This window comes from Legionella micdadei, from assembly GCF_000953635.1.
Taxonomy (GTDB): domain Bacteria; phylum Pseudomonadota; class Gammaproteobacteria; order Legionellales; family Legionellaceae; genus Tatlockia; species Tatlockia micdadei.
The window spans coordinates 393,216-420,000 of record NZ_LN614830.1; the positions used below are offsets into that span (position 1 = coordinate 393,216).

Sequence of the window (26,785 nt, forward strand, 5' to 3'; positions counted from 1 at the left end):
AAATCCGAATAGATTGCAATATGAACAAATTATATCAATCGAAGGTTAAGCAAATATTACGTAATCACTGAGCTTAACAAATTGAATAGATTTGTTTCTGCTTAGTTAGTTTTGATATTGCCAAATACTCAATGAACTTGTTAAAGTGACGGCTTCGTTTTTTGAGGGAACAACAGAAAATATGATAAGGATGTTTATTGTTGTCTTTATATTAGCTTTTTCCTCTTTGGCTGCTGCTCAAAACTACAAAGTCATTAGCAATATTATTAAAGATGTTAAGCGTGAATCAGTTCCATCAGGAGGAAAGCGCCTAATTCAAGCGAAGCATTATCGTACTGTCGAGATTAATATCAATCGACTTTCTCAAGCATTGGAGAATGTGCCTCATCGTGCGGGTTTAAGAGCCGGTACCCCCGTTTTCATTGAGCTTCCATTGCCAGACGGAACCCTGCATCAATTTCGTGTCGTTGAGAACAGCACGATGCATCCAACTCTAGCAGAAAAATACCCGGAAATTCGAACTTATGATGGGTATGGTACAGGTAAATCAAATGAATTTGTGAAATTCGATATCACTCCACAAGGATTCCACGCCATGATTTTGAATCCTGGGAAAGATACTGTGTTTATTGATCCTTTAGAAAAAGATAATGCGCAATATTATCTCGTCTATAAGCAAAGGAATTTTATCAGTACACAAAAAATAAAATGTGAAGTTACGAGCCAAGGCAAACCAATTAAAAAACTTTACCAGTTTAAGCATTTTGCTAATTTTAATGCTTGCGAGCTTAAAAAATACCGTCTAGCTATGGCAGCCACAGCTGAGTACACTCAGTTTCATGGCGGAACTGTTCCACTGGCTCTTGCAGCGATAGTGACGACTATGAATCGCGTAAATGGGATCTATGAAACCGATATGGCAATAACGATGGAGTTAATCCCCAATGATGATGCAATCATCTATACCGATCCCAACACTGAACCTTACACAAGCGGAAACCCCCGTTTAATGTTGGGAGAAAATCAATCCAACATTGATGCGGTGATTGGCACAAATAATTACGATATAGGCCATGTCGTTGATGCTGCAGGTAGTGGTCTTGCTACACTTGGTTGTGTTTGTGACGATGAAAAAAAAGCACAAGGCGTAACAGGAAGCGATAGTCCAATTGGTGATCCCTTTGATGTTGATTTTGTTTCCCATGAAATGGGCCATCAGTTCAATGCTAATCACACTCAAAACAATAACTGTGAAAGGAATCCTCCAACTGCTGTTGAACCGGGAAGCGGCAGTACTATTATGAGCTATGCAGGCATTTGCCCTCCAAATGTTCAGCCTAACTCTAATTCTTACTTCCATGGGATTAGTTTGCAGGAGATGGGACTTTTTGTATCGGAGGAAGGGGGTGTTTGCGCGGAGAAGTCGCTTATCCCTTCTGCCCCAACCATTCTTGGAACAACTGGATTTGCTGTCATACCGGCAAATACCCCTTTTGCGTTGACTACTTTTGCAACAAATAATGGGGGTAATAATATACTCACTTATACATGGGAACAGATGGATAATGAAATCTCACAGCAACCGCCTGTGAGTTATTCGTTTGGTGGTCCTAATTTTAGAAGTGTTGTTCCCTCTCAATCCTCCACACGATTCTTTCCAAGTTTATCGGCGCTTGCGAATAATGGGCCATTTACTTGGGAAGTGTTACCCTCCGTGAGTCGAACACTGCATTTTAGAACAACCGTACGCGCAAATATCCCAGGGGGGTCTTGTAATACCTACACTGATACTTTTTTAACCACTGACGCATCATCCGGCCCCTTTTCATTAACTTATCCTACAGCGCCAAGTATTGTGTGGTTAGGAGGGGCTCAATTGCCTGTGACTTGGAATGTGGCTCGTACAAATCTGCCTCCGGTAGGTGCAGGTTTTGTTGATATTCTCTTATCAATGGATGGTGGGTTATCTTATCCTCAAGTATTGCTTGCCCATGTCCCTAATGTCGGGTCTGCCGTTGTTACCGTTCCCAATATTAATGCTGGGGCTGCTCGACTCATGATTAGAGCTGCAAATGGCGCGTCTTTAAAAGTTGCAAGTGGTACGTTTTTTACAACTTCTGCAAATAATTTCACGATAATGGCAACAGCGCCAACAGCACCAGTGTTATTTAGGGCAGAACGGAATCGGTTAAATCCTACTACGGCATTTATCTATTACGCAGGATTAGATAATGCTGTGTTTAACGATACCTATACCGTGAATGGTTTCCCGGGTGCAATTGTAACTTTGGATAGGGCATTGGGGCGCTTTATTGTTTCAAATATAACTATACCTCAGCCGGTGGTTGTTTCTATTACCGTAACTCGTGGAAACCTTACCCAAACATCGAATCTAATTGTCATTCCAGGTATTTTATAAATGAGGTCAGATATGAATAAACGCCTTTTACTGTCAGTTCTTTGTCTATTATCGTGCGCAGCAAATGCCTCTCTGTATGGTGGACTTAACCTTGGGGTAAATTTAGTCAATACAAAAAAAAAGTTGCTGTATCCTTTGGAAAGCGTAACGCCTGCATTTGCAACTTATCGCAGTGGATATATGGGTTTTCATGGCCAATTACTTGCCGGGTATGATGTCCATTTTACAGATAGAATGACTGCAGCGATTGAAGGAGATATCGATTTTTTTACCGGAAGAGCTCAATATAGAATCAATAATTGGTTCCTATCTGAAGGGGTTGGGGCTAAAGAAAAATTAGAAAATGGTTTTGCGATTTTTCTACTTCCCGGGTATCAATATAATCCTAATCTTCGCTTCTTTATCGGTCCTGGAGTTTCCTATAATCGGTTTGCTACTAAAACAAATAATACCGCAGGGAATGTGGGGGTGACAGGAAATTTCCATAAGTGGCTAGCAGGAGGCGGAGTAAAAATAGGAGCTGCGGTAAGCTTCACTGAGAATACAGAACTCTCAATTACTTATCAGTATACCCAATACCAAAATGCAACCTGGAGTAATGTGGAGCCGGTATCTAATGAGAGTGTAAAAGGACATTATAAGCCCAATGCGAATTTGGTCTTGGTGGGCCTAACATTACGAATCCCAGAGGCTAAGGTCTACACGAAATAACCTCAGTTCTAGTACGGTAGTTTAGACACTATGACTAAAATTATTGGTTATTGTGTATTTATTGGGAGTTATCCGGATATAATAGGGGTTCTTATAATAATTAAGAAGCGGTGAAAACATGATAGCTTTGCTTGAAGCTTATCGAGTCGGTCTATTAAAACGGCAAAATTGGTTACCTAATATTGTTTCTGGCGTTATCGTCGGGGTCGTGGCTCTACCCCTAGCCATGGCATTTGCTATCGCTTCTGGAGCTAAGCCTGAGCAAGGTATTTATACAGCAATCGTGGCCGGTTTTTTAGTGTCTGTTTTTGGGGGCAGTCGGCTGCAGATTGCGGGTCCAACAGGGGCTTTTATTGTTCTACTTGCCGGCATCACAGCCAAATATGGAGTAGATGGATTACAAATTGCGACATTAATGGCTGGCGTGATTCTATTTCTATTGGGGCTTGCTCGATTTGGTGCGGTCATTAAATTTATCCCTGCACCGGTAATCATTGGTTTTACATCGGGTATTGCAATCATTATTTGGGTCGGCCAATGGAAAGATTTCTTCGGGTTACCGGCAGTATCAGGAGAGCACTTTCATCAAAAGCTATGGTCTTTATTACAGGTATTTCCGCAGTGGAACCCTACCACCACAGCGCTAGCTGCCTTGTCATTGTTGTTAGTTGTTTTTTCTCACAGATTGCCAGGGATGAAACGTGTACCTGGACCTTTAGTGGCTTTAGTCGTGGCAACAGGCTTGGAAGCTTATTTTCAGTTTGATGGAGTAGCAACTATTGGGAGTACTTTTGGTGGTATCCCGCAAGGTTTGCCCTCATTCCAATTGCCCGAACTCAGTTTCACTCGTATTACTGAATTAATTGGCCCCGCCTTTGCTGTTGCAATGCTTGGAGCAATCGAATCTTTGCTTTCAGCAGTAGTTGCCGATGGTATGGCAGGTACAGAACATAATTCCAATCAAGAATTAATTGGTCAAGGTCTTGCCAATATTGCGGCACCTTTGTTCGGGGGATTTGCTGCCACTGGCGCTATTGCACGCACTGCCACCAACATTCGCAATGGAGGAACTAGTCCCCTTGCAGGAATAATACATGCGTTGACTTTGTTGGTCATCATTATCTTCCTAGCGCCCTTAGCAGTCTATGTGCCGTTGGCCGCTCTCGCTGCGATATTATTTGTTGTGGCCTGGAATATGAGCGAAGCCCGCCATTTCGTGAAGATGCTCAAATGTGCCCCGCGCGCAGATGTACTCGTCTTACTGATCACATTTGGTTTGACTGTATTTGTTGATTTGGTTGTTGCAGTAAATGTAGGTGTTATTTTGGCAACTCTGCTTTTTCTGCGGCGGATGGCTTCCAGTGTTGAAGTGCTCCAGGTTGATCATCAAGAGTTGCATCATGAATTTAGAACATTAGGAATAGATGCTGTTCCAGCTAATGTTCAGGTTTTCAAAATGGAAGGGCCTTTTTTCTTTGGGGCTGTTGAAAATTTTGAGCAAGCCCTTGCAAATACCCCTGCTGAACCAAACATGTTGATTATAAAGTTAGGTTGGGTTCCGTTTATCGATGTCACAGGGTTACAAGCTTTAGAAGAGTTTATCATTAAGCGACACAAACATCAGGTGCGAGTCATGTTGGCTGGAGCAAATGCACGTGTGAAGGCTAAGTTAGAGAAGGCGGGTATTATTCGGTTAGTTGGAGAAGAGAATGTTTTCTCTAATTTATCGCAGGCATTAGCGGTTTGCACCCAGCAATCTAGTGGATTGTCCCGACCTCATTTTTCGATACCAGAGTTGTCTTGACTAAATAACTCATGTAAGTCAATGGATAGGGTTTTCCTCAATTCCCTATCATTCCTTATAAAGACAGATCGCCAATGATCCAGTGGTGGACAATTCAGTTGTTCTAAATCGCTGTGGGTAGGGAGATGATAGGGTAAATGTTGACTTAACGAGTACAGAGTTACTTCCCTTAAATCTTTACTTAACATGAATAAGCCATCACTGGTGGAGTGAATATAACCTAAGCGCCTCAGTGTATTAATCATATCATTGATATCGATGGCGAATGGATGCGTTGTCGAGCTGATGAGAGCATCCAAGCTAAGTCCATTCCCTTCCTTTTGGCTTTGCCAAAGCTTTTGTAGCCAGAGTAATGCATGGGAAAAACCATCGAGAGGCTTGCCTACACGGCGCTGGTGATGTACTGAGAACGCGTAGCTTATTTCAGCGCCTAAAAGCGTTATAACCCAAAGCCAGTAGACCCAAACAAAGAAAATGGGAATAGTAGCGAATGCTCCGTAGAGTAAGCGGTAACTGTTGTATTGAGTTAAATAATAAGCAAACGCTTGTTTTGCTGTTTCAAAAAGTATTGCGGCAATCAGCCCCCCCCATAAGCCGTGGGAAATTTTCACCGGGCAATTCGGCACGACAACATATAAAAAGGTGAAACCCACCAGTGATAAAATAAAGGGAGTAAGGCTTAGTAAAAGAGAGGGTGATGGGTAATCTTTGATGAATGGCATCGAGAACAAATAAGAACTGGCAGCTAAACTTAAACCAAGAAATACTGGTCCTAACGAAAGGATAGCCCAATAGAGCAAAAAAGCCGAAACGCCATGTCGTGAAGAAGGGGCTCGCCAAATTCGGTTCATGGCTCGTTCAATGGTCACCATAACAAGCAGTGCGGTAAAGAATAAAATTGCAACCCCCCAAACGGAAAGGTTGGAAACTTGTGAAGCAAATTGACGCAAATAATTTTGGACTGCTTTACCGGTAGCTGGAACAAAATTTTCAAAAATAAAATCTTGCACAGGCCCTGATAAATTTTGAAAAACAGGGTAAGAGGAGAGAATTGCTAATCCAACAGTCATAAGCGGAATGACAGCGAGTAAGCTTGTAAACGCAAGTGCAGACGCACGGTACGTGCAGTCATCATTAATAAAATGTACTGCAACAAAGCGAATAAAGCGCGCTCCCTCATAAAACTTATAAATTATCTTTTCTTTCAAATTCATGAAGATGTGATTACCTACATTTGGATTATTCATAGTGTTTTCACTGTTTATAGAAAGCATAGGCAGCCTAAGACCTGTGTGCAAGAGTAAACTTTTAGTTATACTTAACTTTTTCGAATTCGATTAGGAATAACAGCCATGGTAACCATTTATCATAATCCCCGCTGCTCAAAATCCCGGGCGTGCTTGCAATTATTACAAGAGAAGGGGGCGTCGGTAGAAATTATTGATTATTTGCGCCAACCTCTCTCCCTTGAGTGTGTACACAATTTTGCTAAGCGCTTGGGGATTAATGCAATAGTCCGTCATAATGAGGCAGTCTATAAGGAGTTGCAATTAACTGATGCGGATGATGAAACCCTATTAGAAGCAATTATCAAACATCCTCAACTTTTACAGAGGCCCATTGTTGTTTCCGGTGAACAAATGCTTATTGCGCGTCCGCCAGAAAGAGTCCTGGAGTTAATCAATGATCGATAAACCTTATGTTTTAGTTTTGTATTATTCTAGAAGTGGAAAGACCGCACAATTGGCTCAATATATTGCTCGCGGAGTGGAATCTGTTACTGGTATAGAAGCAAGGATAAGAACAGTTCCTCCGGTGTCAGCAACTTGCGAAGCAGTGGATAAGCCTATTCCAGAAAGTGGTGCTCCCTATGCCACTTTAGACGATTTGCGTTATTGTTATGGTCTTGCGTTAGGAAGTCCAACCCGCTTTGGCAATATGGCTTCTCCGCTGAAATATTTTTTAGATAACACCACACCATTGTGGTTGGCTGGTGATTTAGTCAATAAACCTGCTTGTGTTTTTTCTTCTTCCTCATCAATGCATGGAGGACAAGAAACCACATTGGTTAGTATGATGTTGCCCTTACTTCATCATGGCATGCTTATTCTCGGATTGCCTTACACTGAGCCATTGTTAACCAGCACAATCAGCGGAGGAACACCATACGGTGTCACGCATGTAGACGGTGCTGCAAATGATAATCCATTAAGTATGGACGAAATCGCTTTGGCGAAATATTTAGGAAAACGATTAGGAGATATCGCTGTTTCTCTAGCCAAAGGAAAGTCTTAGAGTTATTCTCAGAAGGCCAACCAGCTTTTCATCTTTAGTAATTTTCCTAAGCATTACCTAAGAGTAGGATAAGGTCAGAATTTTATAATGAGAAATGTTGTGAAAATAATTAGTTTTAATGCCAATGGCGTACGCTCCGCTTCGCGTAATGGCTTTTATGATTGGCTAAAGGAGCAAAATGCAGATTTTGTCTGTCTTCAGGAAACAAAAGTTCAGGATTCGCAGTTAACCCTAAACGAAGTCTTTTATCCTGCAGGATATTTTTGCGAATACTATCATGCACAGAAGAAGGGGTATAGCGGAGTAGCAATTTATGCTCGTCAACCACCAAAAAAGGTTATCAAAGGATTAGGGTTCGATTCTTGTGATAATGAGGGTCGATATTTGCAATTCGATTACCCTAAATTAAGCGTGGTCTCCGTTTATCTCCCTTCTGGCACCAGTGGAGAGGTGAGACAACAGGTAAAGTTTGATTTTCTGGAGCGCTTTGAGAAGCATCTACTAAGTTTAAAGAATGAGGGGCGCGAGTTAATCCTTTGCGGTGACTATAATATTGCTCATAAACAAATTGATTTAAAAAATTGGCGAAGCAACCAAAAGAATTCAGGGTTTTTACCTGAGGAACGTGCGTGGATGGATAAACTTTTCGGTCCTATGGGCTTTTTCGATGCCTTTCGTCTACTTAACCAAGAAGAAGGGCAATATACTTGGTGGACGTATCGTAGCCCGAGCGCACGAGACAAAAATATCGGATGGCGAATTGATTATCAAGTGATTACCCCAGGCTTAATTGATAGTGTTAAGAAAGTAAGCATTGCGACAGAGGGCCGTTGGTCTGATCATGCCCCATTAATAATTGAGTATGAGGGGGATTGGTGTGCTTAAACTTGCTAGTTGGAATGTAAACTCATTAAAAATACGCCTCGAACATGTTTTAACCTGGTTGGAATCATCTGCAATTGATATTCTTGCCCTGCAAGAAACAAAGATTGTTGATGATAATTTTCCCGAAGAAGCTTTTGTTGAGCAGGGTTACCACTTTGCTTATGCTGGACAAAAAACTTATAATGGGGTTGCGATAATTAGTCGTTATCCGATAAGGGATGTGGTAACAGATATTCCTGATTTAGAAGATCCTCAACGCCGAATTTTAGCAGCGACAACTGCAGGAATCCGACTCATTAATCTCTATGTACCTAATGGCTCGGAATTAAATTCTGAAAAATATTATTATAAATTAAAGTGGTTAGAAAAAGTTTCAGCTTATATCCAACAGCAGCTTAGTTTACATCCAAAGGTTGCTGTAGTTGGTGATTTTAATATAGCCCCAGACGATAGGGATGTTCACGATCCAGGGATTTGGCAAAATTGTATTTTCGTAAGCCCAGCTGAGCGCAAAGCATTTAATGATTTACTCGCCCTGGGATTGGTTGATAGTTTTCGCCATTTTCTCCAGGAAGAAAAAACATTTAGCTGGTGGGACTATCGCGCTGGTGCATTTAGACGCAATATGGGATTACGGATTGACCATGTACTCCTGAATAAGGACTTAATTAATTTATGTAATCAATCCCAGATTGATAAGGCTCCAAGAAAGTGGGAGCGGCCTTCTGATCATGCACCAGCTTGGGTTGAATTAGACCTTGAGGTATTGCCGCAGTTAAAAAATTAGCTACTTTGTGTCAAATGCAAGTATGCTGGTTGGAAATGAGTGAATTGTTCCTGCCAAACTGAAAAAATTGATCTATAATTCGTTTTCTGTTAATGTGGCGCGTCATTTAGTAATGAGTATGGTGCCTGGCGCAGGATCAGGTGGCGATACTCGCTTTGAAAGAGAGAATGGTATGAAAGCTTCAATACATCCAGAATACAAGACAATCAATGTTACTTGCAGTTGTGGTCATTCCTTCGAAACAGGATCAACCCTTGGTAGAGATCTCAATATCGAAGTTTGCTCCCAGTGTCATCCTTTCTATACTGGAAAACAAAAACTAGTCGATACGGGTGGCCGCGTCCAAAGATTCCGTGACCGTTATAAAAAACGCGGCGAATAAGAATTATCATCAATAGGACCTAATTCGTCACTTAGTTCTTATTTTTCTGCCGAATATGGCTTAAACCCCTCCTTTAAGTTTTGCTCTTGTTAGGCAGAGCCGGACTGAAATATAAAAATTGACCTTTTTAGGTAAAGAAATAGCAGTGGGCGCAATAAACATGCGCCTATTTTTTTAAAAATGGCTGTTCATCTCTGGCATTTTTCTATATGATTTTTCGCCGGGTTGTTTGAAAAGAGAGTAAGCACTTTGGACAAAGATGTATTAAAGCAACGTGCACTGTACTATCACGAGTTTCCAGCTCCTGGAAAACTTGCAGTGCAAATAACTAAACCAACAAATTCGCAAGACGATTTATCCCTTGCTTATACTCCAGGCGTTGCTGAGCCAGTGCTCGCTATTGCTGAAAACCCGGATGATGTTTTCCGATACACAGCTAAAGCCAATCTAGTTGCGGTGATGACCAACGGGACAGCAGTTCTTGGTTTAGGAGATGTTGGGCCTTTAGCAAGTAAACCAGTAATGGAAGGAAAGGCGGTATTATTCAAGCGGTTTGCTGACATTGACGTTTTTGATATCGAGATTGATGCTGACGATCCCCAAGCTTTTGTGGCCACTGCCAAGCGAATTGCACCTACTTTCGGTGGTATTAATTTAGAAGACATTAAAGCGCCAGAATGTTTTGAGATAGAACAGGCCTTGATTGAACAGCTTAATATCCCTGTCTTCCATGACGATCAACATGGTACAGCAATTGTTGTTGCTGCCGGCTTGTTAAATGCGCTTGATTTACAGGATAAAAGACTCTCAGACGTCAACATTGTTTGTATCGGCGCCGGAGCTGCAGGAATTGCTTCCATGCGCTTGTTAGTTGCGCTTGGAGCAGATAAAGAGAAAATGCTGTTGCTGGACACAAAGGGGGTTATCCATACTGGTCGAGAAGATTTAAACGCCTATAAATTCGCATTTGCCCGAACCACAAATAAGCGTACGCTTGCAGATGCGCTAGTGGATGCTGATGTCTTCATTGGGGTGGCAAAACCCGATTTACTAAACGCTGACCTTTTGCAATTGATGGCACCTAGACCCATCATTTTCGCTTTATCTAATCCCGATCCGGAAATAAGACCTGAGGTTGCCCGCCGTGTTCGTGATGATCTAATCATTGCAACTGGACGAAGTGATTACCCTAATCAGGTAAATAACGTTCTTTGCTTTCCCTATATATTTCGCGGAGCACTTGATGTACGTGCAACTTGTATTAATCAATCAATGCAAATTGCTGCAGTTGAAGCTATTCGCCAGCTGGTGCTTGAGCCAGTTCCACAAGTAGTGAAAGACAATTACCCAGGCATGAACAATTGGGAGTTTGGTCCGGATTATTTTATTCCCAAACCCATTGATCCCCGATTAAAAGATCGGGTAGCGCTTGCTGTAGCGAAGGCAGCAAGAGCAAGTGGTGTCAGTAGAGCTGGTTACTGATCATCCTTAATTAATTCGTCACCGTTCAGGGAAGCGCTTGAATCTTGGGAAACGGTTGGATTTAAGCTCATCTTGCGCGAAAATGGTGCCGAGCAAACCAGCATGCACCAGCATGTTGACTTGCAACGTGTTATTTTCGCGCAATGCGCCAAATACGGCGTTCGGTGAATAGGGCGTAAACGCTTACGTTAATTCCCATACTTAAATGATAGTGAGGAGTGTGTTTTGTATACGAGTACGAATAGAAAATACCTGTTAATGGCTTGGCTGATTTGCGGACTCGGAGCAGTGTATTACAGTTATGAATATTTTCTGCGCATATCGCCCAGCGTTATGGAACATGCCCTTCGCGATCATTTTAATTTATCTGCAACAGGCTTTGGTGTGTTATCAGCGTTTTACTACTATGCATATGTCCCTATGCAGATTCCTGTTGGTGTTTTATTAGATCGTTATGGGCCAAGACTGTTAATAACAATTGCTTGTATTATTTGTGTAATCGGAACTTTCATTTTTGCTGGGACAACAGTTTTTTGGATCGCTGCTACGGGGCGGTTTTTAGTCGGCTTTGGCTCTGCTTTTGCCTTTGTAGGGGTTTTAAAGCTTGCAACAATTTGGTTGCCTGAAAATAAACTCGCTATGGTTTCGGGGCTGGCTGCGGCTTTAGGAACTATTGGAGCAATGATCGGCGATAATTTGTTAGGCAGTATGGTAATGAACATTGGCTGGCGGGAGACAGTGAACTTAACTGCTTACGCCGGAATTGTGTTAACGGTTATATTATGGTTCGGCATACATGATAAGAAAAGCCATCAACGCCGCAGCGGAACAGTTGCTAATTTCAAGAAGAGTATGATTGATTTAGGCATCATTACCCGCAATAGACAAATTTGGATCAACGGCCTGTTCGGCTGCTTGGTTTATTTGCCAACTACCGTATTTGCTGAGTTATGGGGTATTCCTTATTTAAAGCATGCCCATAATCTTTCACAGCCAGAGGCTGACTTTGCGAATTCTTTATTGTTCCTAGGCTTTACGGTTGGTGCTCCTTTGATGGGCTATATCTCTGACCGATTAAAGCGCCGTAAGCTTCCTATGCTGTTTGGTGCAACAGGTGCAGGAATAGTAATGATGGTGGTGCTTTATTTGCCAGGTTTGAAAGGAACTCATATTGATGCACTGATGTTTCTTTTAGGTATCCTATACAGCGCCCAATGTATCGTCTTTGCTGTTGGTCGTGAGCTTAGCCCTAATGAGGCTGCGGGCACGGCAATGGCCATGACAAACATGATTGTGATGTTAGGTGCTATGTTTTTACAGCCATTAGTGGGTAAGCTGCTTGATTTAAGTTTGTCGACTCACATGACTGTACCTCTACAGGCTGTTTCTGTAGATAAGCTACAGCAATTGTATACAGCGGATGATTATCAATTTGCTTTGTCAATTATCCCGATAGGTATCATAATTGCTGCCATTTTGACCTTCTTTCTGAAGGAAACTTATGCTAATGCAGATAACTAAAACAATTGGAATCAGTAAAAGACAAGCGCTATTCGGTAGCATAGTCTGTGCAGTGGGTGCTTTCTTTTACTGTTATGAATTCGTATTAAGAATTATCCCAGGTGCTTTGCAAAGCGAATTAAGCGCTGCATTTGGCCATATTTCGGCAACAACGTTTGGCCAGTTGTCAGCTTTCTACTACTTCGCCTATTCGCCGATGCAGCTTCCAGTCGGTATGCTAATGGATCGATTTGGCCCAAGGCGGTTGCTGACCTTCGCTTGTCTTTGCTGCACCATTGGTTCATGGATGTTTACGGATACTTCCTCGATCTTCATAGCTGGTAGCGGGCGATTTTTAGTTGGTTTTGGCTCCTCATTTGCATTCGTGGGTGTTTTATCACTTGCTTTACATTGGCTGCCTCGCCGCTATTTTTCTCTCGTAGCGGGGTTAATAACCACTTTGGGTATGCTAGGTCTCGTGTATGGGGAAGTAAAAATCACTGAGATGGCGATCACTATGGGTTGGCACCATGTGTTAACGATGATGGTTACCATAGGCGCAGTGCTTAGCATTATTATTTTCTTTGTTGTTAGGGATGGGCCAGAGGGTTATTCGCCTCACAGTCATCCATTACCCGAATTTTTTTATAATGTTTGGCATGTCCTGTCATCTCCCCAGGTGTGGTTAATCGGGTTCGTAGGAGCTTGTTTGTATACTTCACTTTCTGTTTTTGGTGAATTATGGGGTAAAACTTATTTAGAGCAAGCTCATCACCTAACTAAAGCTGAGGCTGCTAGGACGATTTCAGCTATGTTCTTAGGCTGGGCTGTTGGGGCTCCAATTGCTGGTTTTTTATCTGATAGCACTGGGCGGAGGGTTTTGCCTTTGGTGATTGGGGCGATAATGGCCTTCATTTGTATCTGTATGGTTCTATACTACCCAGGACTATCTTATATTTCTTTAAATATTTTGTTGTTTCTCTATGGTGTTTTCAGTGCAACTGAAATTATTGTGTTTATCATGGCAAAGGAAAATTCCGGAGCAGAGTTGTCTGGTACGGTTTTCGCAGCAACAAATATGATAATCACTTTAGGCGGGGTAATATTTCAACCCTTAGTAGGAAAATTGCTGGATACATTCGGCGATAGTGGTATTGTTGCAGGAGAACACGTTTATACAGTGGTAGACTATCAACTTGCTCTTTCAATCCTGCCTATCTCTTTGTTAATGGTTACAATTCTCGCTTTTTTCATGAAGGATTTTCGATCAATAGGACAGTAGAGCAATACTTGTTCAGGATATTTGAATTTCGGAAACGGCTGGATTTTCGCAAGATGCGCTAAATTCAGTCGCTCGCGAATCGAGCGTGCCCCCTTCCCTGCATCAATTCCCATTTTTGTCGGTACCACACGGGAGGGGATATTGTTATAGACTGGGACAAAAAATCGCTACTAATTCTTGTACCGGAAAGCGATTGTGGGACTGGCAGCTGATCCATCGCTTTACTGGAAAAGAGATAATTTTACTGTGACGATACTGATAACGAGTGAACTCAGTGTCGTGATTGGAGATAACGACTGTAATTCCTTTTTCTCGGCTTTCCATGGCTAGATTAGCCAAATCAATCTGATCTTGTTCAGTAAATTTTTTACCCGTGTACGAGGAAAAATAAGCGCTAGAAGATAAAGGGACATAAGGGGGGTCGCAATATATTAAGTCACCAGGTTGAGCTTGAGCAAATGTCTTACGAAAATCACCTTGAATAAATCGAGCCTGCTTGGATTTGTGAAAAAAATAGTTCATTTCATTTCGGGGAAAATATGGTTTTATATACCGGCCAAAAGGCACGTTATAGAGGCCGCTTTGGTTATAACGGCATAATCCATTGTAACCATGCCGATTGAGATAAAGAAATAATGCAGATCGATATTTGATGTCAGTGCTTTGATTAAATTGCTCCCTAAACCAGTAGTACTTCTCTGCACAGTTATTTTGTATAGAGAAAAAATTAGCACAGTAATTTATAAAATCTTCCCCTTCTTCTTGTAAGCAGCTAAATAAGCTAATTAAATCTTTATTTTCTTCTGCCAATAAATAACTTGGATAACTTGAATTAACAAAGATTGCACCTGATCCTGTAAAAGGCTCAATCAGGTGGTTTGCTTGAGGCAGAGAATTCAAAATGGTTTCAATGCAGTGAATTTTACACCCTGCCCATTTTAGGAATGGTCTTATTCGAATCATAGTAAAAAAGCTGATTAACTGTGAGAAGTATTACTCAATATTAGAAAAATAACCAGCATATTAAGAGGTTATGGATAGTTGACGCTATCCGCCGGAAGTAGTTATGATGCAGGACTTCGAGTTAACTTGGATACAAAAATGGATGAACTAGCCGAACTACTCAGGCCAACATGGGGTTCCGAGAAATGGATACTAGAAGGATGGAATCAGATTTCCAAAGAGGAGAAGGAGGTTATAAAAAGCAGGTTAGACGGTTTATTCAGGGATGGGCTGCCATTTGAGTTAAAGCACGAAAAATTACCCTATATCTATGTTTTTTCCCTGTTGGCGCAACTGGAAGTGTTAGCGATTCAGATTCCACTAAAGTTTGAATCGAAAATGGAAAATCCCGAGCATAAGAAACTCATGCATGCTCAGCTCCTTGATGAAATTTTTCATGGCTTAGTTTTTACGAAAATCGTATATCAACTTTGTGCGCCTTATTCGTTGCCGCCAGCCTATAACGAAAATGTAGAAAAACTTTGTAATTTTATTCGCGGACAAGAATGCCCTAAGACTGCTGTTGTACTGTTAAATTTACTTGCGGAAGGCTGGATTGAAGAAATCTTTAAGAGTTTTGCGCGTCACAATATTGCACCCAAAGTATTCGCAGCAATCATTAGTGATGAGAATCGCCACGTCTGCGAAGCAGATTTATATCGCACTATTGGATTACCCACGCAGAACGAGGTTAAAGATAAAATCCAACAACTGGAAGGCCAATTAGTTACTAATCTGTTGTTGCAATATAAATTTATAAGCTCTCTCTCATCCTTGTTTGGTTTTGACGGAATAATAGCCCTTTTTGAAGATTTGGATAACAAGCACAAAGAACAACTAAGTAAGATCAATCTTAAGCCAGGTCAGGATTGGCAGTTTTTGATGAAAGTTGTCGAGGGGCTTTCTCCAAAGATTATTCGTTATACAGGAACTATTTCTGAAATTGATATGACGCCTCTTCGTAAATTACTGATGATGCACTGGGATAAACCTAAAGATCCCACGATGGTAGGCGAATTTAACCTCAATATAAGCTGTATTGATTTTTTTAATAGAAAATATCCTCCAGAAACACTCACTACCCTGATGTTGCAAACAATGAGTTTGAGCATGCATGAAAATGAATCGTGGCGGAGTTATATCAACTATCCAAAATGGCTTAAAACCGAAGGAAGTTATGTGGGTGTTGCGGTAAAGCTGCCTGATTGTAAAGATCATATCAGCACTATTGTTTTTGAGAATTGTCACGAACTAACTACGAGCGAGTTAGCTGCTAAAATTCGAAGCAGAATAAAAATGATGGTTTACTGCTATAAAAAGCGTGAGCAGCTTGAGAACGAGCATCCTCACTTACGTATAATCATGGACAATATTCTTTCTGATTTGGCTAATGGGTCCTATGAGTACCCTATGCTAACCAATTCAATAGTGACCTTAAGTAATATTGGGCACTGCGGCTACACACAAGGGAAATCTCCTCTTCGTCCTAATGAAGCAATCAAAGTCACTTTATTTGATGTAGAAAAAAAGCTGATATGGAACAAGGAAATCCAAGAATTTGAACCTCAAGATATTCTACCCATTTCAGTTAGTGCTGATCATCGAATTTTTGATGGTAATCTACCCGTACCAAAAATGTTTAATGGCTATTTTCAGCGGTGTTTTGCAAAAATGCTGGATACATTAGCAGTGCCAGTGACAACAAGCCCTCCCACACCCTTTTTTGGGAAATTTTTTGACCAGATGATAGCAGCTAATCTGGAGTTAGGGTATGAAATCTTAGTTGCTTTACAGACTTTTTGGCCTGATTTCCTCTCTTTAGAAGAGATATTTAATGTGATGTTTTGGATAAAAAAGGGAACTACTCTTACAAACCGTGCAGAAATACTTCAATAAATCAGCAGAATTAATAGCTGTATTAGCTTCCGGTTACTCGAAAAGGGGTATGTGCAGATCAATAAAACCTGCCAGAAGGTCATAGAAGCCCAAATGAATACTGTTCTGGCAGGTTTCTGGGAAGATGCGCCAAATATGGCTGTTTCCTGATGAGGGCTTATCTATTACGCTTTTCCCTGCTAGGGTTAAGCAATTAGCACACTGATCATATTGCAATCGTAAGTAAGAATATCGCGCTCAAGATCACAAGAGTAAGACTTAAATTACCGCCTGGTACCACCCAAATACTACTCGCAGGATCAATCCTTCGGGCTCTCCAAGCCATCAAAGCAGGTAGGAGGAGCAATAGGACCACACAACAAATGCCTGCATAGCTTAGGGCATGCAAATAAATCCCAGGGTTAAACAGCACTACTGCTAGAGGAGGGAGAAAGGTGAGTGCTAAAGTTGATTTTCCCTGGAGTCCGGTTTTCTTTAATGCCAGACCATCGGCGAGAAAATCAAATAAGCCAATTGAAACGCCTAGAAAAGCGGTTACCATACATATTGAGGTAAAAAAACTAAAGAAGCCCGTTATCCATTGGCTATTGACAGCGGTAGATAGCGCATTGGTTAAACCACTTGTCGCATGTTCGTTGGACATGAGCGCGATCAACCCATTATCGCCTTCTCTCTGAACAACTCCCATAATGACTGCATCCCACAGAATGTAGCAAGTGAGGGGAATCAATGAGCCCAGGAGAATAACCTTCCGTAAACTGTGCACATCATCATGAAAATATTCGCGCAAACTTGGCACTATGGATGCGAAACCAAATGAAGTTATTAATACCATCAGGCTTCCTGTAACAGCTTTTACTGAGCCCCCGCTCAATGAAGTTAATTGCACATGCGGGCTAATGATGACTACTAAAAGTAGATAAACGCCTAACTTGCCAAACATAAGTCCACGATTTACATAATCAACAGAGCGGATGCCACCATAAACAACTAAACTAAATATTAAAGTGAAGGTAAGCGAAGTGGACCAGCTTGGTAAATTAAAATTCGCTTTTTGCAATAGCCCATTTAACACATCAGAACCCCCTGAAATATAGGCTGCTAATAATGTGTAGAGAAGTAAAAGATAGGCAATCCAGGCAATAACCTGCCCTGGGAGGCCCAACGTTGTTTTGGCCATGGAAACCATATTGCTGCCTGCCGGCAAACGAAGATTCACCTCAAGAATGAGAAGTGCTCCTACTGTCATGATTAGCCAACATAAAATTAAGAAAAAAATGGAGTTGGTAAAGCCGACTTCTGCAGTCGAAACGGGTAGGGCTAACATACCTCCACCAATGGAAGTGCCGACAATTAATAGGATACCACCAATAAATTTGGAATTAGCCACAATACGTCCATCTGTACAAAATTAAAACAATATAGTAAGTGAAAATCACCCTCGCTGTCAATGTTTCGCGATGTTTTCGTATCGCCAACTCGTTTATTTATCGACAATAATTAATTGCCAAAATGAATTCGCAAGGAGAAGAATTGAAAATATAATAACTAGCCATTGCGAGATTTTTCCTCCAGGCACTGTGTAACGAGGTGAAAACTTCTTTCTTCCATAGACTGACATCAGGGCAGGTAATAAAAGAAGTAGGATTACGCAAAAAATTCCAGCGTAATTTAATGCATGAATGTATGCTCCAGGGTAATAGATAACAACGAGAAGCGGTGGTAAGAAGGTTAATAGAAATAAACCTAACCCCTGTCGCCCGCTTTGTACCATATTTAAGCCATCAGCTAGAAAGCTTATAAGGCAAAGTGATACGCCCAAAAAAGCAGTCAGCATGCATATCGAAGTAAAAAAGTTAAATAAGGAGGTTATCATTGTGTTTTGTACAGTGTTCGAAAGTGTTGCTGCTAAAGCGGAAGTGGTGTGTTCGTTATGCATTAATGCAGCAAGACCATTGTCCCCAGAAGTAGGTAAGCTACCAATAATCACCGCATCCCAAGCTAAGTAACACAAAAGCGGAATCAGTGAACCAATAAACACCACTTTCCTAAGCGTATTAATATCATCGTTAAAATAATCACGTAAGTTGGGAACAATAATAGCAAAACCAAAAGAGGTAATTAGAATCATTACTGTTCCGGTAATGTATTGATAATTACCGCCACTGAGATAATTAGGCTGAATATGAGGCGCAATGAGAATAACGAGAATAAAATAAACGCCTAGTTTTCCAAACATTAAGCCACGATTTAACAGATCAACGCTACGGATTCCCCCGTAAACCACTAAACCAAAGATGAGCGTGAATAATGTACTGGCGAGCCAATCACTAACTGGAAAGCCTATCCGGGAAAATAGGTTCCCAAAAACATCTGCTCCTCCTGAGATATAAGCGGAGAGTAAAGTGTAAAGTAGAAATAAATAACTTAGCCAAGCAGCAAGAAGGCCAGGAGAGCCAAGAGTAGCTGCAGCCATGGAAACCATGTGTTTACCAGGAGGTAAAAAAAGATTTGTTTCAACAATAAATAAAGCTCCCAACGTCATTACCGCCCAGCAAAGCAGAAGAAATAATGAAGACTCCCAAAAGCCTGTTGCAGCATTAGCTACTGGCAAGGCGAGCATACCGCCGCCGATGGATGTGCCGACTATGAGAAGAATACCGCCAATAAATCTGGATTTCATTTATGTACCTAACATCAAAAAGCAAGTTCTATTTTGTTGCGCTTATCGGGACTGGTTCAACTTGAGGAGTTGAACAATCTTTGAATATCTGAATTTCAATGCGACGATTATACGCACTACCATGGATGAGCTTATTATCACCAACAGGGTTTTTATCACCATATCCTTCAGCAATCAAGCGTCGTGCAGAAATGCCGTTAGCCCAAAGGAAGGTTACCATGGTTTCAGCTCGAGCTTGAGACATGAGTTTTTTACTGTGACGCGAACCCACGTTATCGGTAAAACCAGCAACGTAAATCGGACAGCACTTATGGAATGTTTTGATTAATTTAATTAAGGTATTTAAGCCGGCAAAGCAAAGATCATTTAACCGGGCGTTGTTAAACACATAATAGCGATCTGTGGGAACGATAATAGTAACTGTATCACCGTACTCAATGTATTGCATATCCAGTTTACGTAGCTGTTTGATTAGCATGGGTCTGCTGTCTTTATAAAGGCCAACACTAGCACCTACAGCTGCACCAATTGCCGCACCAGCAAGAACTGGCGCTCCTCCTGAAACGGCGACCGCGGCAGAGCCTAGTATCGTAGCTGGGGGAGTCGTAGTATAGACACGGCGATAAGGTTTAAAGTTGTTATAGGGGGGGTGAAAACAGCCACTAAAAGCTAAAGCTAACAGGCTAACAAAGGCCAAGCGCCCAATCGAGCTCTTGTGTGACATTCCCACTCCTACTATAGATGAATTTTTCCATTATTAAGCATCCATTTTTATTTCGCAATCAATGTCAGGTTAACTTACTCTTTTTTTATTGAAAATAATATAGATGTTCACTACGCAACAGGCTTATATTTAGTTTATAGTTTCAATAACTGGCGAATCGGATAATTTATCTTGGTTAAAAATAAGAAAAAAATACCCTGGGCTTTATCTCTAGCTGCTTTAGGCGTGGTTTTTGGAGATATCGGAACAAGTCCACTTTATGCTTTACGTCAGGCTCTTGGTGACTTGCCGCTTACTGAAGTGGATATTCTGGGTGTCTTATCTTTAATTTTTTGGTCATTGATCGTTGTTATTTCCATAAAATACCTCGTTATTGTTTTTCGCGCAGATAATGACGGTGAAGGAGGGGGGTTAGCGTTATTAGCATTACTTAAGCAAAAATCAACGAAATATGAGCATATCTTTTACTTGCTAGCTATTTTTAGCGCTGGATTATTGTTAGGCGATGGCATGTTAACTCCAGCCATTTCAGTCACAAGCGCCATCGAAGGACTAGAAACAATTTCCCCTAAATTCGATGATTTTGTGGTGCCTCTTTCTTGTGCTATCTTGATTTTCTTATTTGTTATGCAATCACACGGGACAACCAAAATTGGTTCTGCATTTGGCCCCTTGTTATTGATTTGGTTTATTACGATCGCCATCTTGGGTTCAGTAGAAATTTATAAGCATCCTGTTGTGTTAAAGGCACTTCATCCTATCTATGCTTTCGATTATTTATACAATCATGGTCTAAAGGGCTATTACTTATTAGGTGATGTTTTCCTAGTGGTAACGGGCGGGGAGGCTCTTTATGCTGATATTGGCCATTTCGGTAAAAACCCTATCCGTTATAGTTGGTTTTTTGTTGTTTTGCCTTGCTTGCTTCTTAATTATTTTGGACAGGGTGGTCATTTAATTAGCCATCCAGAAGCAATAGTCAATCCCTTTTATATGATTGCTCCGAATTGGTTTTCTATTCCCTTGCTGCTTATCGCTACAATTGCTACAGTCATTGCTTCGCAAGCTGTCATTACAGCTACTTTTTCATTAACTAAGCAAGCTATTTTATTGGGTCTTTGCCCGCGGATTCCGGTGATTCAAACATCGAAAGAGCATGCTGGGCAAATCTATATTCCGCAGATGAATTTTGTACTCTTTGTTGGCACTATGCTAATCATTGTTACTTTCAGGAATTCGAGCAACATGACCCATGCCTATGGAATCGCAGTGAACCTAGTCATGTTACTAGTCACTACGATGGTCACTTATGCTGCAAGGCATATTTGGCTTTGGTCTTGGCCAAAAGTCGTTATCGTGTTTACGCCTTTTTTGTCGATTGATCTTCTTTTTTTAGGGGCGAATGCGCAAAAATTTCTGACCGGTGGATGGGCTCCGGTATGTTTTGCCTTAGTTATTGGTGTCATTATGTTCACCTGGAATTTGGGTTTGCAATACTTGAAGAATAATTTCTATATGCAAAAGGAAGATATTAGTAAAATTGTTAAACAGCTTAATTATAAATCACTGAGGCATTTGCGGGGTATCACCGCAATTTTCCTTACCGATACCTATGACCCTAGTGGGGGGAGTTTCCTTCATTTTTTAAAACTGAGCTATGCAGTCCCAGAAAATATTCTAATTGTAAGTTATGTTGTTGAAAATAAACCGCATATCGATCCTTCTAAACGATTTGAAATTAACCAAATCGATAAAAGGGTTTGTAAATTAACCTTACACTATGGTTTTATGGATAATATTTCTGTGCCGAAGGCTTTAGCAAAAGCAGTCGAATATGAAATACTCCCATTTGAGTTTAAAGTTGAGTCGGCTACCTATTTTGTGGAAATTCCTAATGTTATAGCGTCTAAGAAAAAGAGAACATTGATGTTTTATTGGCAAGAGAAGCTATTTGCTTTCTTGATGCGTAATTATTCTGCTAACTTAAATATTGAATTCTATAAATTGCCTTATAACAGGACAATTGCTATAGGAGCTTATTGCTTAATGTAACTTGCGCAACTTGCTATTGAGAGAGGAGGCAATCTTTTGCACCAAGCCCCCTCTTTGGATAACATAGTCTTCAAAAAACCCTAGGACTAATATTGCAGTTATCCGATAACGGAACCTGTGGAACAATCACTTCAACATTGATGCCCTTAATTGTTGGACTGCTCAAGGCTTCATGCAAGTAATCTATGAGAGGAACCTCCACGACATGGCCGAATTTTGAGGAAGCTTGCCTAAAATAAAGGATCCCTTGTTTCCAAAAAGCAAAGCCCAAATGAGAAACATTTAAGTTAGTACCAATTTGTTCCCGTATGTCCCAATTAGGTCGTACGATTTCTATGATTGATGCATTGGGGATTTGTGCAAACAAAAACAGATTAGGATTCCCTTGGGCATCAAATAGGGCAGTGAATGGTAGATAGGGCACTTGCGCCAACTGTTTCGGTAATTTGGAGCCCCTTTCTTTTAGCTCCGCTAACCGTTTGATTCGTTCATTTTCATCGGATGGATTTAAGTGGATATTTTTATCGGTAAAATGTTGGTACCAAGATGGTTTATCGATTAATGCTGAGGCTATCTCAGCTACAGGTTTATTGTCTTTGTCTCGGAATGTTCCTGTAATATCTCTGATAAATCCTTGTTGTTGATTGTTAGGATTCCAATCGAGGGACATAAAATGATTTCGTGTTATGAAGCTCACTTTACCGTCCTTATAGCGAACTCTACTCATACACTGTTTAAATCCCTGCTGATCTTTTGCCAATGCTATAGCAAGCACAGTGGTGACATAGGTATCGCAATCAAACGCGTCTACACGATAGCGAGGTTCCTGATCAAAGCGCGCTTTCATCCCTTCTCCAAGAGCGCCTAGGATATAAGGCTTGCCTAAAAATTGGGCGCTGATGGCATCAAGTCGATTTGCCATGTCAGGGTTCGATAGGTGCTCCAGGCTATGATATAGTTCGGTGATTATTTGGTTGGCTTCTTGTTGTTTTGGATGAACAGCAGCCATAGATTGGCAGGATAAAAATACCAGAAAGGATGAAAAAACAATGCATTTTAACGTATGCATGCAGTAGACTGGGCGCATAGCCTCTCCTGTCGGGATAAAAAAGTGCATATTTTAACCTATTTTTACTATCGAGGTACAGAATGCTAAACGCGATATGGCTAGGAATGATCTTTCTTTCATTGATTGTTGGTTTAGCCCAAGGACGACTTGATCAGGTTGTCCATGCCGTTACTGATTCAGCAAAATTGGGTTTTGAAATTGCATTAGGTTTAACAGGAATCATGGCACTCTGGCTAGGGATCATGGCTATTGCTTCTGAATCGGGATTAATAAATCATCTTGCCAGAGGATTAAGACCAATATTGCGCCCTTTATTCCCCGATGTACCCGCTGATCACCCGGCGATGGGGGCAATTGTGCTCAACCTTGCAGCCAACATGCTTGGTTTGGCAAATGCCGCAACGCCATTTGGATTGCAAGCAATGAAAGAACTCCAACGCCTTAATAAGCATGCGCAGGAGGCAACAAATGCAATGTGTACTTTTTTAGCAATTAATACGTCAAGCGTTCAACTTATCCCTGCGACTGCTATTGCTTTTCTCGCAGCAAACGGCAGCCTACATCCCAGCAGTGTCATTTTTAGCTCCTTAATCGCTACCAGCATTTCAACGATAGTAGCGATAGTTGCTGTTAAACAATTAGCCAAGCTACCCGCCTATCGAATCAGAGGAACTGAGGTCAATGAGTAATTTTGCTGATCAATTATCGAACTGGATTTTCCTTGCTTTTATCGTTGGGATTCCTCTTTATGGTGCATTGAAAAAAATTAATGTTTTTGATGCTTTTGTAACAGGGGCAAAACAAGGATTTGAAACGAGCGTGAGTATCATTCCTTACTTAATCGCCATGTTAGTTGCGATTGGCATGTTGCGGGCTTCTGGTTTTTTCGAGCTTATGCAAACATTGTTGTCCCCAGTATTATCTGCTCTAGGAATGCCATCTGAACTATTGCCCCTTGCATTAATAAGACCTTTTTCAGGCAGTGCTTCGACAGGAATTATGGCTGAGTTAATACACCAACACGGTGGTGATTCTTTGATTGGAAAAACTGCCGCCACAATGATGGGGAGTACTGAAACAACCTTTTATGTGATTGCAGTTTATTTTGGTGCGGTTGGAATAAAACGCACCAGGCATGCGATTCCTGCAGGCCTCTTAGCGGACTTTGCGGGAGTTGTGGCAAGTGTGGTTATTTGTCGTTACCTCTTTGCTTAGGTTGAATTAATCTGCTGAACTAAGTTAAGAGTTACCCAAGAATTTAAAATTTCCCTGATGAAGTGGAAAAAACTCAATATCATAGACGTTTAGCGCTGCGTTCGTTATCTCTGTCAACGCTATCAAACGCATCGCGCCATCGTTCTTGATATCAGCATTTCAGATTGAAAAAAATGGTTAAGGAGAGATATGGTTCAGGTTAGACAAATAGTAAGAGGGGATTTACCTCGCTTAATCCCTGTTATGAAGCGTGATTGGTATGCCAGCTTTGTCGATTTTCGCCATGAGGATAAAAGTTTAACGAAAGATATACTGTTATTAAACGACATTGAGCAAGATTTTAATAATCCGCAACTTAGCTTTTATGGTCTCTTTAATGAAAACAATGAATTAATAGGCTTTGCCAAAATCAAACTCCTCGCTCAGAGCGCCTTTCTTTCCAGGTTATTTGTTAACGAGGATGAGGCTGGCAATGGGTATGACAGGCTTTTATTGCAAACATGTATCGAAGCGGCCCTGGGAGCAGGGATCCTCAGTATGAAAGTAGAGGTAGAAGATCTCAATAATGAAGCTATTTCATTTTATCAACGATTTGGATTTACTCGCCAACCAAATAAAGTTCTTATCCCCTCAGCAGGTATCTATTTACATTATAATGTTTGTATGGTTTCGATGGATCTCCGGCATTCTCTCAATTTGATTGAAGAAGATGGTTTAGACGAAGTATTACCTCTCTCTTTTGCTTCTTCGGCAGCCTGACTCAATAGAGGTATTCATCGCGCTACTTATTAGTAATAGGCTGGATACCTCGATGTACTCAAATCTGGCGGCTAAACCCAAATGGAACCTGATCCATTACTTTAATACAGCTGCATGCTTATAGGGTGCTGGGCGATTACCCTACTTTGGCATTCTTTTTAGTGGGATTCATTAACCGCCCTGTTTCATATAACTTTAACTGGGCTAACAATGTATTTGTATTGGCTTTAAAGGAAGCCATTTCTCTTGCTGGCACAGAGTTGCCTCTTGGTAGATTAACTGTGGTAGGATTTTTAGGTTGATTGTTGATATGAAATTCGTAGTGACAATGGGGTCCAGAAGCCAAGCCCGTTTGTCCAACATAACCAATGACCTGTCCACGCTTAACAAAAGTGCCTCTGGATAAACCTTTCTGGAATTTCAGCATATGCCCATAAATGGTGCTGTAGGTCTTATTATGTTTAATCTTAATCATATTGCCGTAACCGCTTTGTCGGCCAATTATCTCGATGCGGCCATCTCCTGTTGCTAAAATGGGGGTGCCAATTGGTGCAGCTAAATCTACTCCCTTATGCGGCCTTCTATAACGGAGGATCGGATGATAGCGGGAGAGGCTAAATGTTGAACTGATATGGCTAAAGCGCAAAGGATAGCGATTGAAGGCGTTCTTTAAGCTGGTTCCTTGAGGCGTATAATAATCAGAGTGCCCACCGCGGCTTGTATGCAAAACAGCCTGAAATGTTTTGCCCCGGTTTTTATAACTGACAGCAACAATATCGCCTACTCCTACTGGCTTGTCTTCGACAAAGTGCGCTTTGTAAATAATGGTGAATTGATCCCCTGCGCGCACATCTTTAGCAAAGTTGATATCCCAGGCAAAGATTTCAGTCATTTGTTGCATCAACTTATAAGGAATATTGTGGCGTTTTGCTGTGTTATATAAAGAACCTCGCAGCGTTGCAGTTATATAATGATTATGAGTAGTTATTTTGTAAGAATTGATTTTACTTTTGTAATGCCGACCATCACGGGTCACAACAACAAACTGAGTACTTGAGATAGGGGCAACCATCTTCTCCAGGGTATGATTTTTAATCAAGAACTCCAGTTGCTGGTTTGGTTTTAATTTCGCTAAAACTTTAGTGCTTGGATTTTCTCGTATAATTGTTTGCAATGTTTGAGAAGTTAACCCCAGACGATTAAATACAGAAGCAAGCGAATCCCCTGGACGTGTTTTAATTGTTTTTATCTCATTCTCTTGTACTGCTGAAGTAGTTGGTTTTGCTGTTATTGCGCTCGGTTGGGGTTTAGTGGCCGTTGTTTTGGCGGCTGATGCGGTTGTTGTTTGTGATTTTGAGGTATTAGCAGGAGATACAGTAGCCGCTTGAGGTTTGTTGTTAACAGCGCTTTGGGATATTTCTTTTGAACTTTTTGTAAAAGGAGCGGGCTCCCGCTTAGTGAGATGTGGCAGTTTTTGAGGAGGTGTTTCCAAGGCTTGGGGTGGGAGCAACGGATGTTCGTGAGTGTAGTTCGCTTTTTGTTTGTGTGAGAATGATTTAACTAGAATGAATGGTAAGGCGAATGCAATTGCCAATGCAATTAGAGCCAAAAGCTTAGATGGCTTAGTTGAATTTTTTACTGAGACATTGGGTCGTTGATCCATGTTTCGCCTTTACTACTGTCATCCTGGATGAATGCTGTTTATTTTGGCCAGTCGTCAATTCTACTCTAGGGTGTGTTGACAATTCCACTATCTTGGCCGAAATGGCTTAGATTTCTCATTTGCAGCATTTGCCTTTTCGGTAAATGCTGTGTGCTCGAGAATCAAGGCATTACAA

23 protein-coding genes are annotated in these 26,785 nt (G+C 41.2%); 16 read left to right on the plus strand and 7 right to left on the minus strand.

What is annotated here, in order from left to right:
- Window positions 1–181: 181 nt before the first annotated feature.
- The 3 genes from LMI_RS01790 (at window position 182) to LMI_RS01800 (ending at window position 4,934) form a co-directional block, all read left to right on the plus strand.
- Window positions 182–2,419, plus strand: coding sequence for a reprolysin-like metallopeptidase (locus LMI_RS01790; RefSeq protein ID WP_045098278.1), 2,238 nt, complete (start codon window positions 182–184; stop codon window positions 2,417–2,419).
- Between the two features lie 12 nt (window positions 2,420–2,431).
- On the plus strand, window positions 2,432–3,130 hold the full coding sequence (locus tag LMI_RS01795) for an outer membrane protein (protein ID WP_045098279.1): 699 nt from the start codon (window positions 2,432–2,434) through the stop codon (window positions 3,128–3,130).
- Window positions 3,131–3,248: 118 nt separating this feature from the next.
- Entirely contained in the window at window positions 3,249–4,934 is a 1,686-nt protein-coding gene (locus LMI_RS01800) for a SulP family inorganic anion transporter (protein ID WP_045098280.1), read from the plus strand.
- On the opposite strand, the gene LMI_RS01805 is transcribed toward LMI_RS01800, so the two are convergent.
- Complete coding sequence (locus tag LMI_RS01805) at window positions 4,907–6,148, minus strand: YihY family inner membrane protein (protein ID WP_045100503.1); 1,242 nt, start codon at window positions 6,146–6,148, stop codon at window positions 4,907–4,909. The genes LMI_RS01800 and LMI_RS01805 overlap by 28 nt on opposite strands.
- Window positions 6,149–6,286: 138 nt before the next feature.
- Between LMI_RS01805 and arsC the strand changes: the two genes are divergently transcribed.
- The 8 genes from arsC to LMI_RS01845 all read left to right on the plus strand — a co-directional run bounded on the left by arsC (window position 6,287) and on the right by LMI_RS01845 (window position 13,547).
- Entirely contained in the window at window positions 6,287–6,628 is a 342-nt protein-coding gene (gene arsC / locus LMI_RS01810; protein WP_052679410.1) for an arsenate reductase (glutaredoxin), read from the plus strand.
- A complete protein-coding gene (wrbA, locus tag LMI_RS01815; protein WP_102010574.1) occupies window positions 6,621–7,229 on the plus strand; it encodes an NAD(P)H:quinone oxidoreductase in 609 nt (202 codons plus the stop codon). Before arsC ends, wrbA begins: the two co-directional genes overlap by 8 nt.
- 99 nt (window positions 7,230–7,328) lie before the next feature.
- Window positions 7,329–8,114 (plus strand): exodeoxyribonuclease III, encoded by a 786-nt coding sequence (locus tag LMI_RS01820; RefSeq protein ID WP_045100504.1) that lies wholly within the window; start codon window positions 7,329–7,331, stop codon window positions 8,112–8,114.
- On the plus strand, window positions 8,107–8,901 hold the full coding sequence (gene xth, locus LMI_RS01825) for an exodeoxyribonuclease III (RefSeq protein WP_045098283.1): 795 nt from the start codon (window positions 8,107–8,109) through the stop codon (window positions 8,899–8,901). Before LMI_RS01820 ends, xth begins: the two co-directional genes overlap by 8 nt.
- Window positions 8,902–9,073: 172 nt before the next feature.
- Window positions 9,074–9,283 carry a 50S ribosomal protein L31 gene (gene rpmE, locus LMI_RS01830; RefSeq protein ID WP_045100505.1) on the plus strand — a complete coding sequence of 70 codons (210 nt, stop codon included), beginning with the start codon at window positions 9,074–9,076 and terminating at the stop codon, window positions 9,281–9,283.
- 249 nt (window positions 9,284–9,532) lie between these two features.
- Window positions 9,533–10,765, plus strand: coding sequence for a malic enzyme-like NAD(P)-binding protein (locus tag LMI_RS01835; protein ID WP_045098284.1), 1,233 nt, complete (start codon window positions 9,533–9,535; stop codon window positions 10,763–10,765).
- A 258-nt stretch (window positions 10,766–11,023) separates the two neighbouring features.
- Window positions 11,024–12,286, plus strand: a complete 1,263-nt coding sequence (locus tag LMI_RS01840; protein WP_045098285.1) for an MFS transporter — start codon at window positions 11,024–11,026, stop codon at window positions 12,284–12,286.
- A complete protein-coding gene (locus tag LMI_RS01845; RefSeq protein WP_045098286.1) occupies window positions 12,273–13,547 on the plus strand; it encodes an MFS transporter in 1,275 nt (424 codons plus the stop codon). Before LMI_RS01840 ends, LMI_RS01845 begins: the two co-directional genes overlap by 14 nt.
- 144 nt (window positions 13,548–13,691) lie before the next feature.
- On the opposite strand, the gene LMI_RS01850 is transcribed toward LMI_RS01845, so the two are convergent.
- Window positions 13,692–14,510 carry a Dam family site-specific DNA-(adenine-N6)-methyltransferase gene (locus LMI_RS01850; RefSeq protein WP_045098287.1) on the minus strand — a complete coding sequence of 273 codons (819 nt, stop codon included), beginning with the start codon at window positions 14,508–14,510 and terminating at the stop codon, window positions 13,692–13,694.
- Window positions 14,511–14,648: 138 nt separating this feature from the next.
- Between LMI_RS01850 and LMI_RS01855 the strand changes: the two genes are divergently transcribed.
- Window positions 14,649–16,445: a 2-oxo acid dehydrogenase subunit E2 gene (locus LMI_RS01855; RefSeq protein ID WP_064102961.1), complete on the plus strand. Its 1,797-nt coding sequence runs from the start codon at window positions 14,649–14,651 to the stop codon at window positions 16,443–16,445.
- Window positions 16,446–16,650: 205 nt separating this feature from the next.
- Here the strand turns inward: LMI_RS01855 and LMI_RS01860 are convergent, their stop codons facing one another.
- The 3 genes from LMI_RS01860 to cmpA form a co-directional block, all read right to left on the minus strand.
- A complete protein-coding gene (locus LMI_RS01860) occupies window positions 16,651–17,835 on the minus strand; it encodes an amino acid permease (RefSeq protein ID WP_045098288.1) in 1,185 nt (394 codons plus the stop codon).
- 93 nt (window positions 17,836–17,928) lie between these two features.
- Window positions 17,929–19,128: an amino acid permease gene (locus LMI_RS01865; RefSeq protein ID WP_045098289.1), complete on the minus strand. Its 1,200-nt coding sequence runs from the start codon at window positions 19,126–19,128 to the stop codon at window positions 17,929–17,931.
- Between the two features lie 28 nt (window positions 19,129–19,156).
- A complete protein-coding gene (gene cmpA / locus LMI_RS01870) occupies window positions 19,157–19,852 on the minus strand; it encodes a C-OmpA-like family protein CmpA (protein ID WP_045098290.1) in 696 nt (231 codons plus the stop codon).
- Between the two features lie 171 nt (window positions 19,853–20,023).
- Between cmpA and LMI_RS01875 the strand changes: the two genes are divergently transcribed.
- Window positions 20,024–21,904, plus strand: coding sequence for a potassium transporter Kup (locus LMI_RS01875; RefSeq protein WP_052679411.1), 1,881 nt, complete (start codon window positions 20,024–20,026; stop codon window positions 21,902–21,904).
- A 70-nt stretch (window positions 21,905–21,974) separates the two neighbouring features.
- On the opposite strand, the gene LMI_RS01880 is transcribed toward LMI_RS01875, so the two are convergent.
- Complete coding sequence (locus tag LMI_RS01880) at window positions 21,975–22,991, minus strand: N-acetylmuramoyl-L-alanine amidase-like domain-containing protein (protein ID WP_082050686.1); 1,017 nt, start codon at window positions 22,989–22,991, stop codon at window positions 21,975–21,977.
- A gap of 62 nt (window positions 22,992–23,053) precedes the next feature.
- Between LMI_RS01880 and LMI_RS01885 the strand changes: the two genes are divergently transcribed.
- From LMI_RS01885 to LMI_RS01895, 3 genes are all read left to right on the plus strand, one after another.
- Complete coding sequence (locus LMI_RS01885) at window positions 23,054–23,662, plus strand: nucleoside recognition domain-containing protein (protein WP_045098292.1); 609 nt, start codon at window positions 23,054–23,056, stop codon at window positions 23,660–23,662.
- Window positions 23,655–24,188: a spore maturation protein gene (locus tag LMI_RS01890; protein ID WP_045098293.1), complete on the plus strand. Its 534-nt coding sequence runs from the start codon at window positions 23,655–23,657 to the stop codon at window positions 24,186–24,188. Before LMI_RS01885 ends, LMI_RS01890 begins: the two co-directional genes overlap by 8 nt.
- 189 nt (window positions 24,189–24,377) lie before the next feature.
- On the plus strand, window positions 24,378–24,947 hold the full coding sequence (locus LMI_RS01895) for a GNAT family N-acetyltransferase (protein WP_045098294.1): 570 nt from the start codon (window positions 24,378–24,380) through the stop codon (window positions 24,945–24,947).
- Window positions 24,948–25,083: 136 nt separating this feature from the next.
- Here the strand turns inward: LMI_RS01895 and LMI_RS01900 are convergent, their stop codons facing one another.
- Window positions 25,084–26,610: a peptidoglycan DD-metalloendopeptidase family protein gene (locus LMI_RS01900; protein ID WP_045098295.1), complete on the minus strand. Its 1,527-nt coding sequence runs from the start codon at window positions 26,608–26,610 to the stop codon at window positions 25,084–25,086.
- Between the last annotated feature and the right edge of the window lie 175 nt (window positions 26,611–26,785).

Coding starts and splice junctions, on each gene's coding strand:
- LMI_RS01790 (WP_045098278.1), top strand. CDS start 182: ATGATAAGGATGTTTATTGTTGTCTTTATATTAGCTTTTTCCTCTTTG.
- LMI_RS01795 (WP_045098279.1), top strand. CDS start 2,432: ATGAATAAACGCCTTTTACTGTCAGTTCTTTGTCTATTATCGTGCGCA.
- LMI_RS01800 (WP_045098280.1), top strand. CDS start 3,249: ATGATAGCTTTGCTTGAAGCTTATCGAGTCGGTCTATTAAAACGGCAA.
- LMI_RS01805 (WP_045100503.1), bottom strand. CDS start 6,148: ATGAATTTGAAAGAAAAGATAATTTATAAGTTTTATGAGGGAGCGCGC.
- arsC (WP_052679410.1), top strand. CDS start 6,287: ATGGTAACCATTTATCATAATCCCCGCTGCTCAAAATCCCGGGCGTGC.
- rpmE (WP_045100505.1), top strand. CDS start 9,074: ATGAAAGCTTCAATACATCCAGAATACAAGACAATCAATGTTACTTGC.
- LMI_RS01840 (WP_045098285.1), top strand. CDS start 11,024: ATGGCTTGGCTGATTTGCGGACTCGGAGCAGTGTATTACAGTTATGAA.
- LMI_RS01845 (WP_045098286.1), top strand. CDS start 12,273: ATGCAGATAACTAAAACAATTGGAATCAGTAAAAGACAAGCGCTATTC.
- LMI_RS01850 (WP_045098287.1), bottom strand. CDS start 14,510: ATGATTCGAATAAGACCATTCCTAAAATGGGCAGGGTGTAAAATTCAC.
- LMI_RS01855 (WP_064102961.1), top strand. CDS start 14,649: ATGGATGAACTAGCCGAACTACTCAGGCCAACATGGGGTTCCGAGAAA.
- LMI_RS01865 (WP_045098289.1), bottom strand. CDS start 19,128: ATGAAATCCAGATTTATTGGCGGTATTCTTCTCATAGTCGGCACATCC.
- cmpA (WP_045098290.1), bottom strand. CDS start 19,852: ATGTCACACAAGAGCTCGATTGGGCGCTTGGCCTTTGTTAGCCTGTTA.
- LMI_RS01880 (WP_082050686.1), bottom strand. CDS start 22,991: ATGCGCCCAGTCTACTGCATGCATACGTTAAAATGCATTGTTTTTTCA.
- LMI_RS01885 (WP_045098292.1), top strand. CDS start 23,054: ATGCTAAACGCGATATGGCTAGGAATGATCTTTCTTTCATTGATTGTT.
- LMI_RS01890 (WP_045098293.1), top strand. CDS start 23,655: ATGAGTAATTTTGCTGATCAATTATCGAACTGGATTTTCCTTGCTTTT.
- LMI_RS01895 (WP_045098294.1), top strand. CDS start 24,378: ATGGTTCAGGTTAGACAAATAGTAAGAGGGGATTTACCTCGCTTAATC.
- LMI_RS01900 (WP_045098295.1), bottom strand. CDS start 26,610: ATGGATCAACGACCCAATGTCTCAGTAAAAAATTCAACTAAGCCATCT.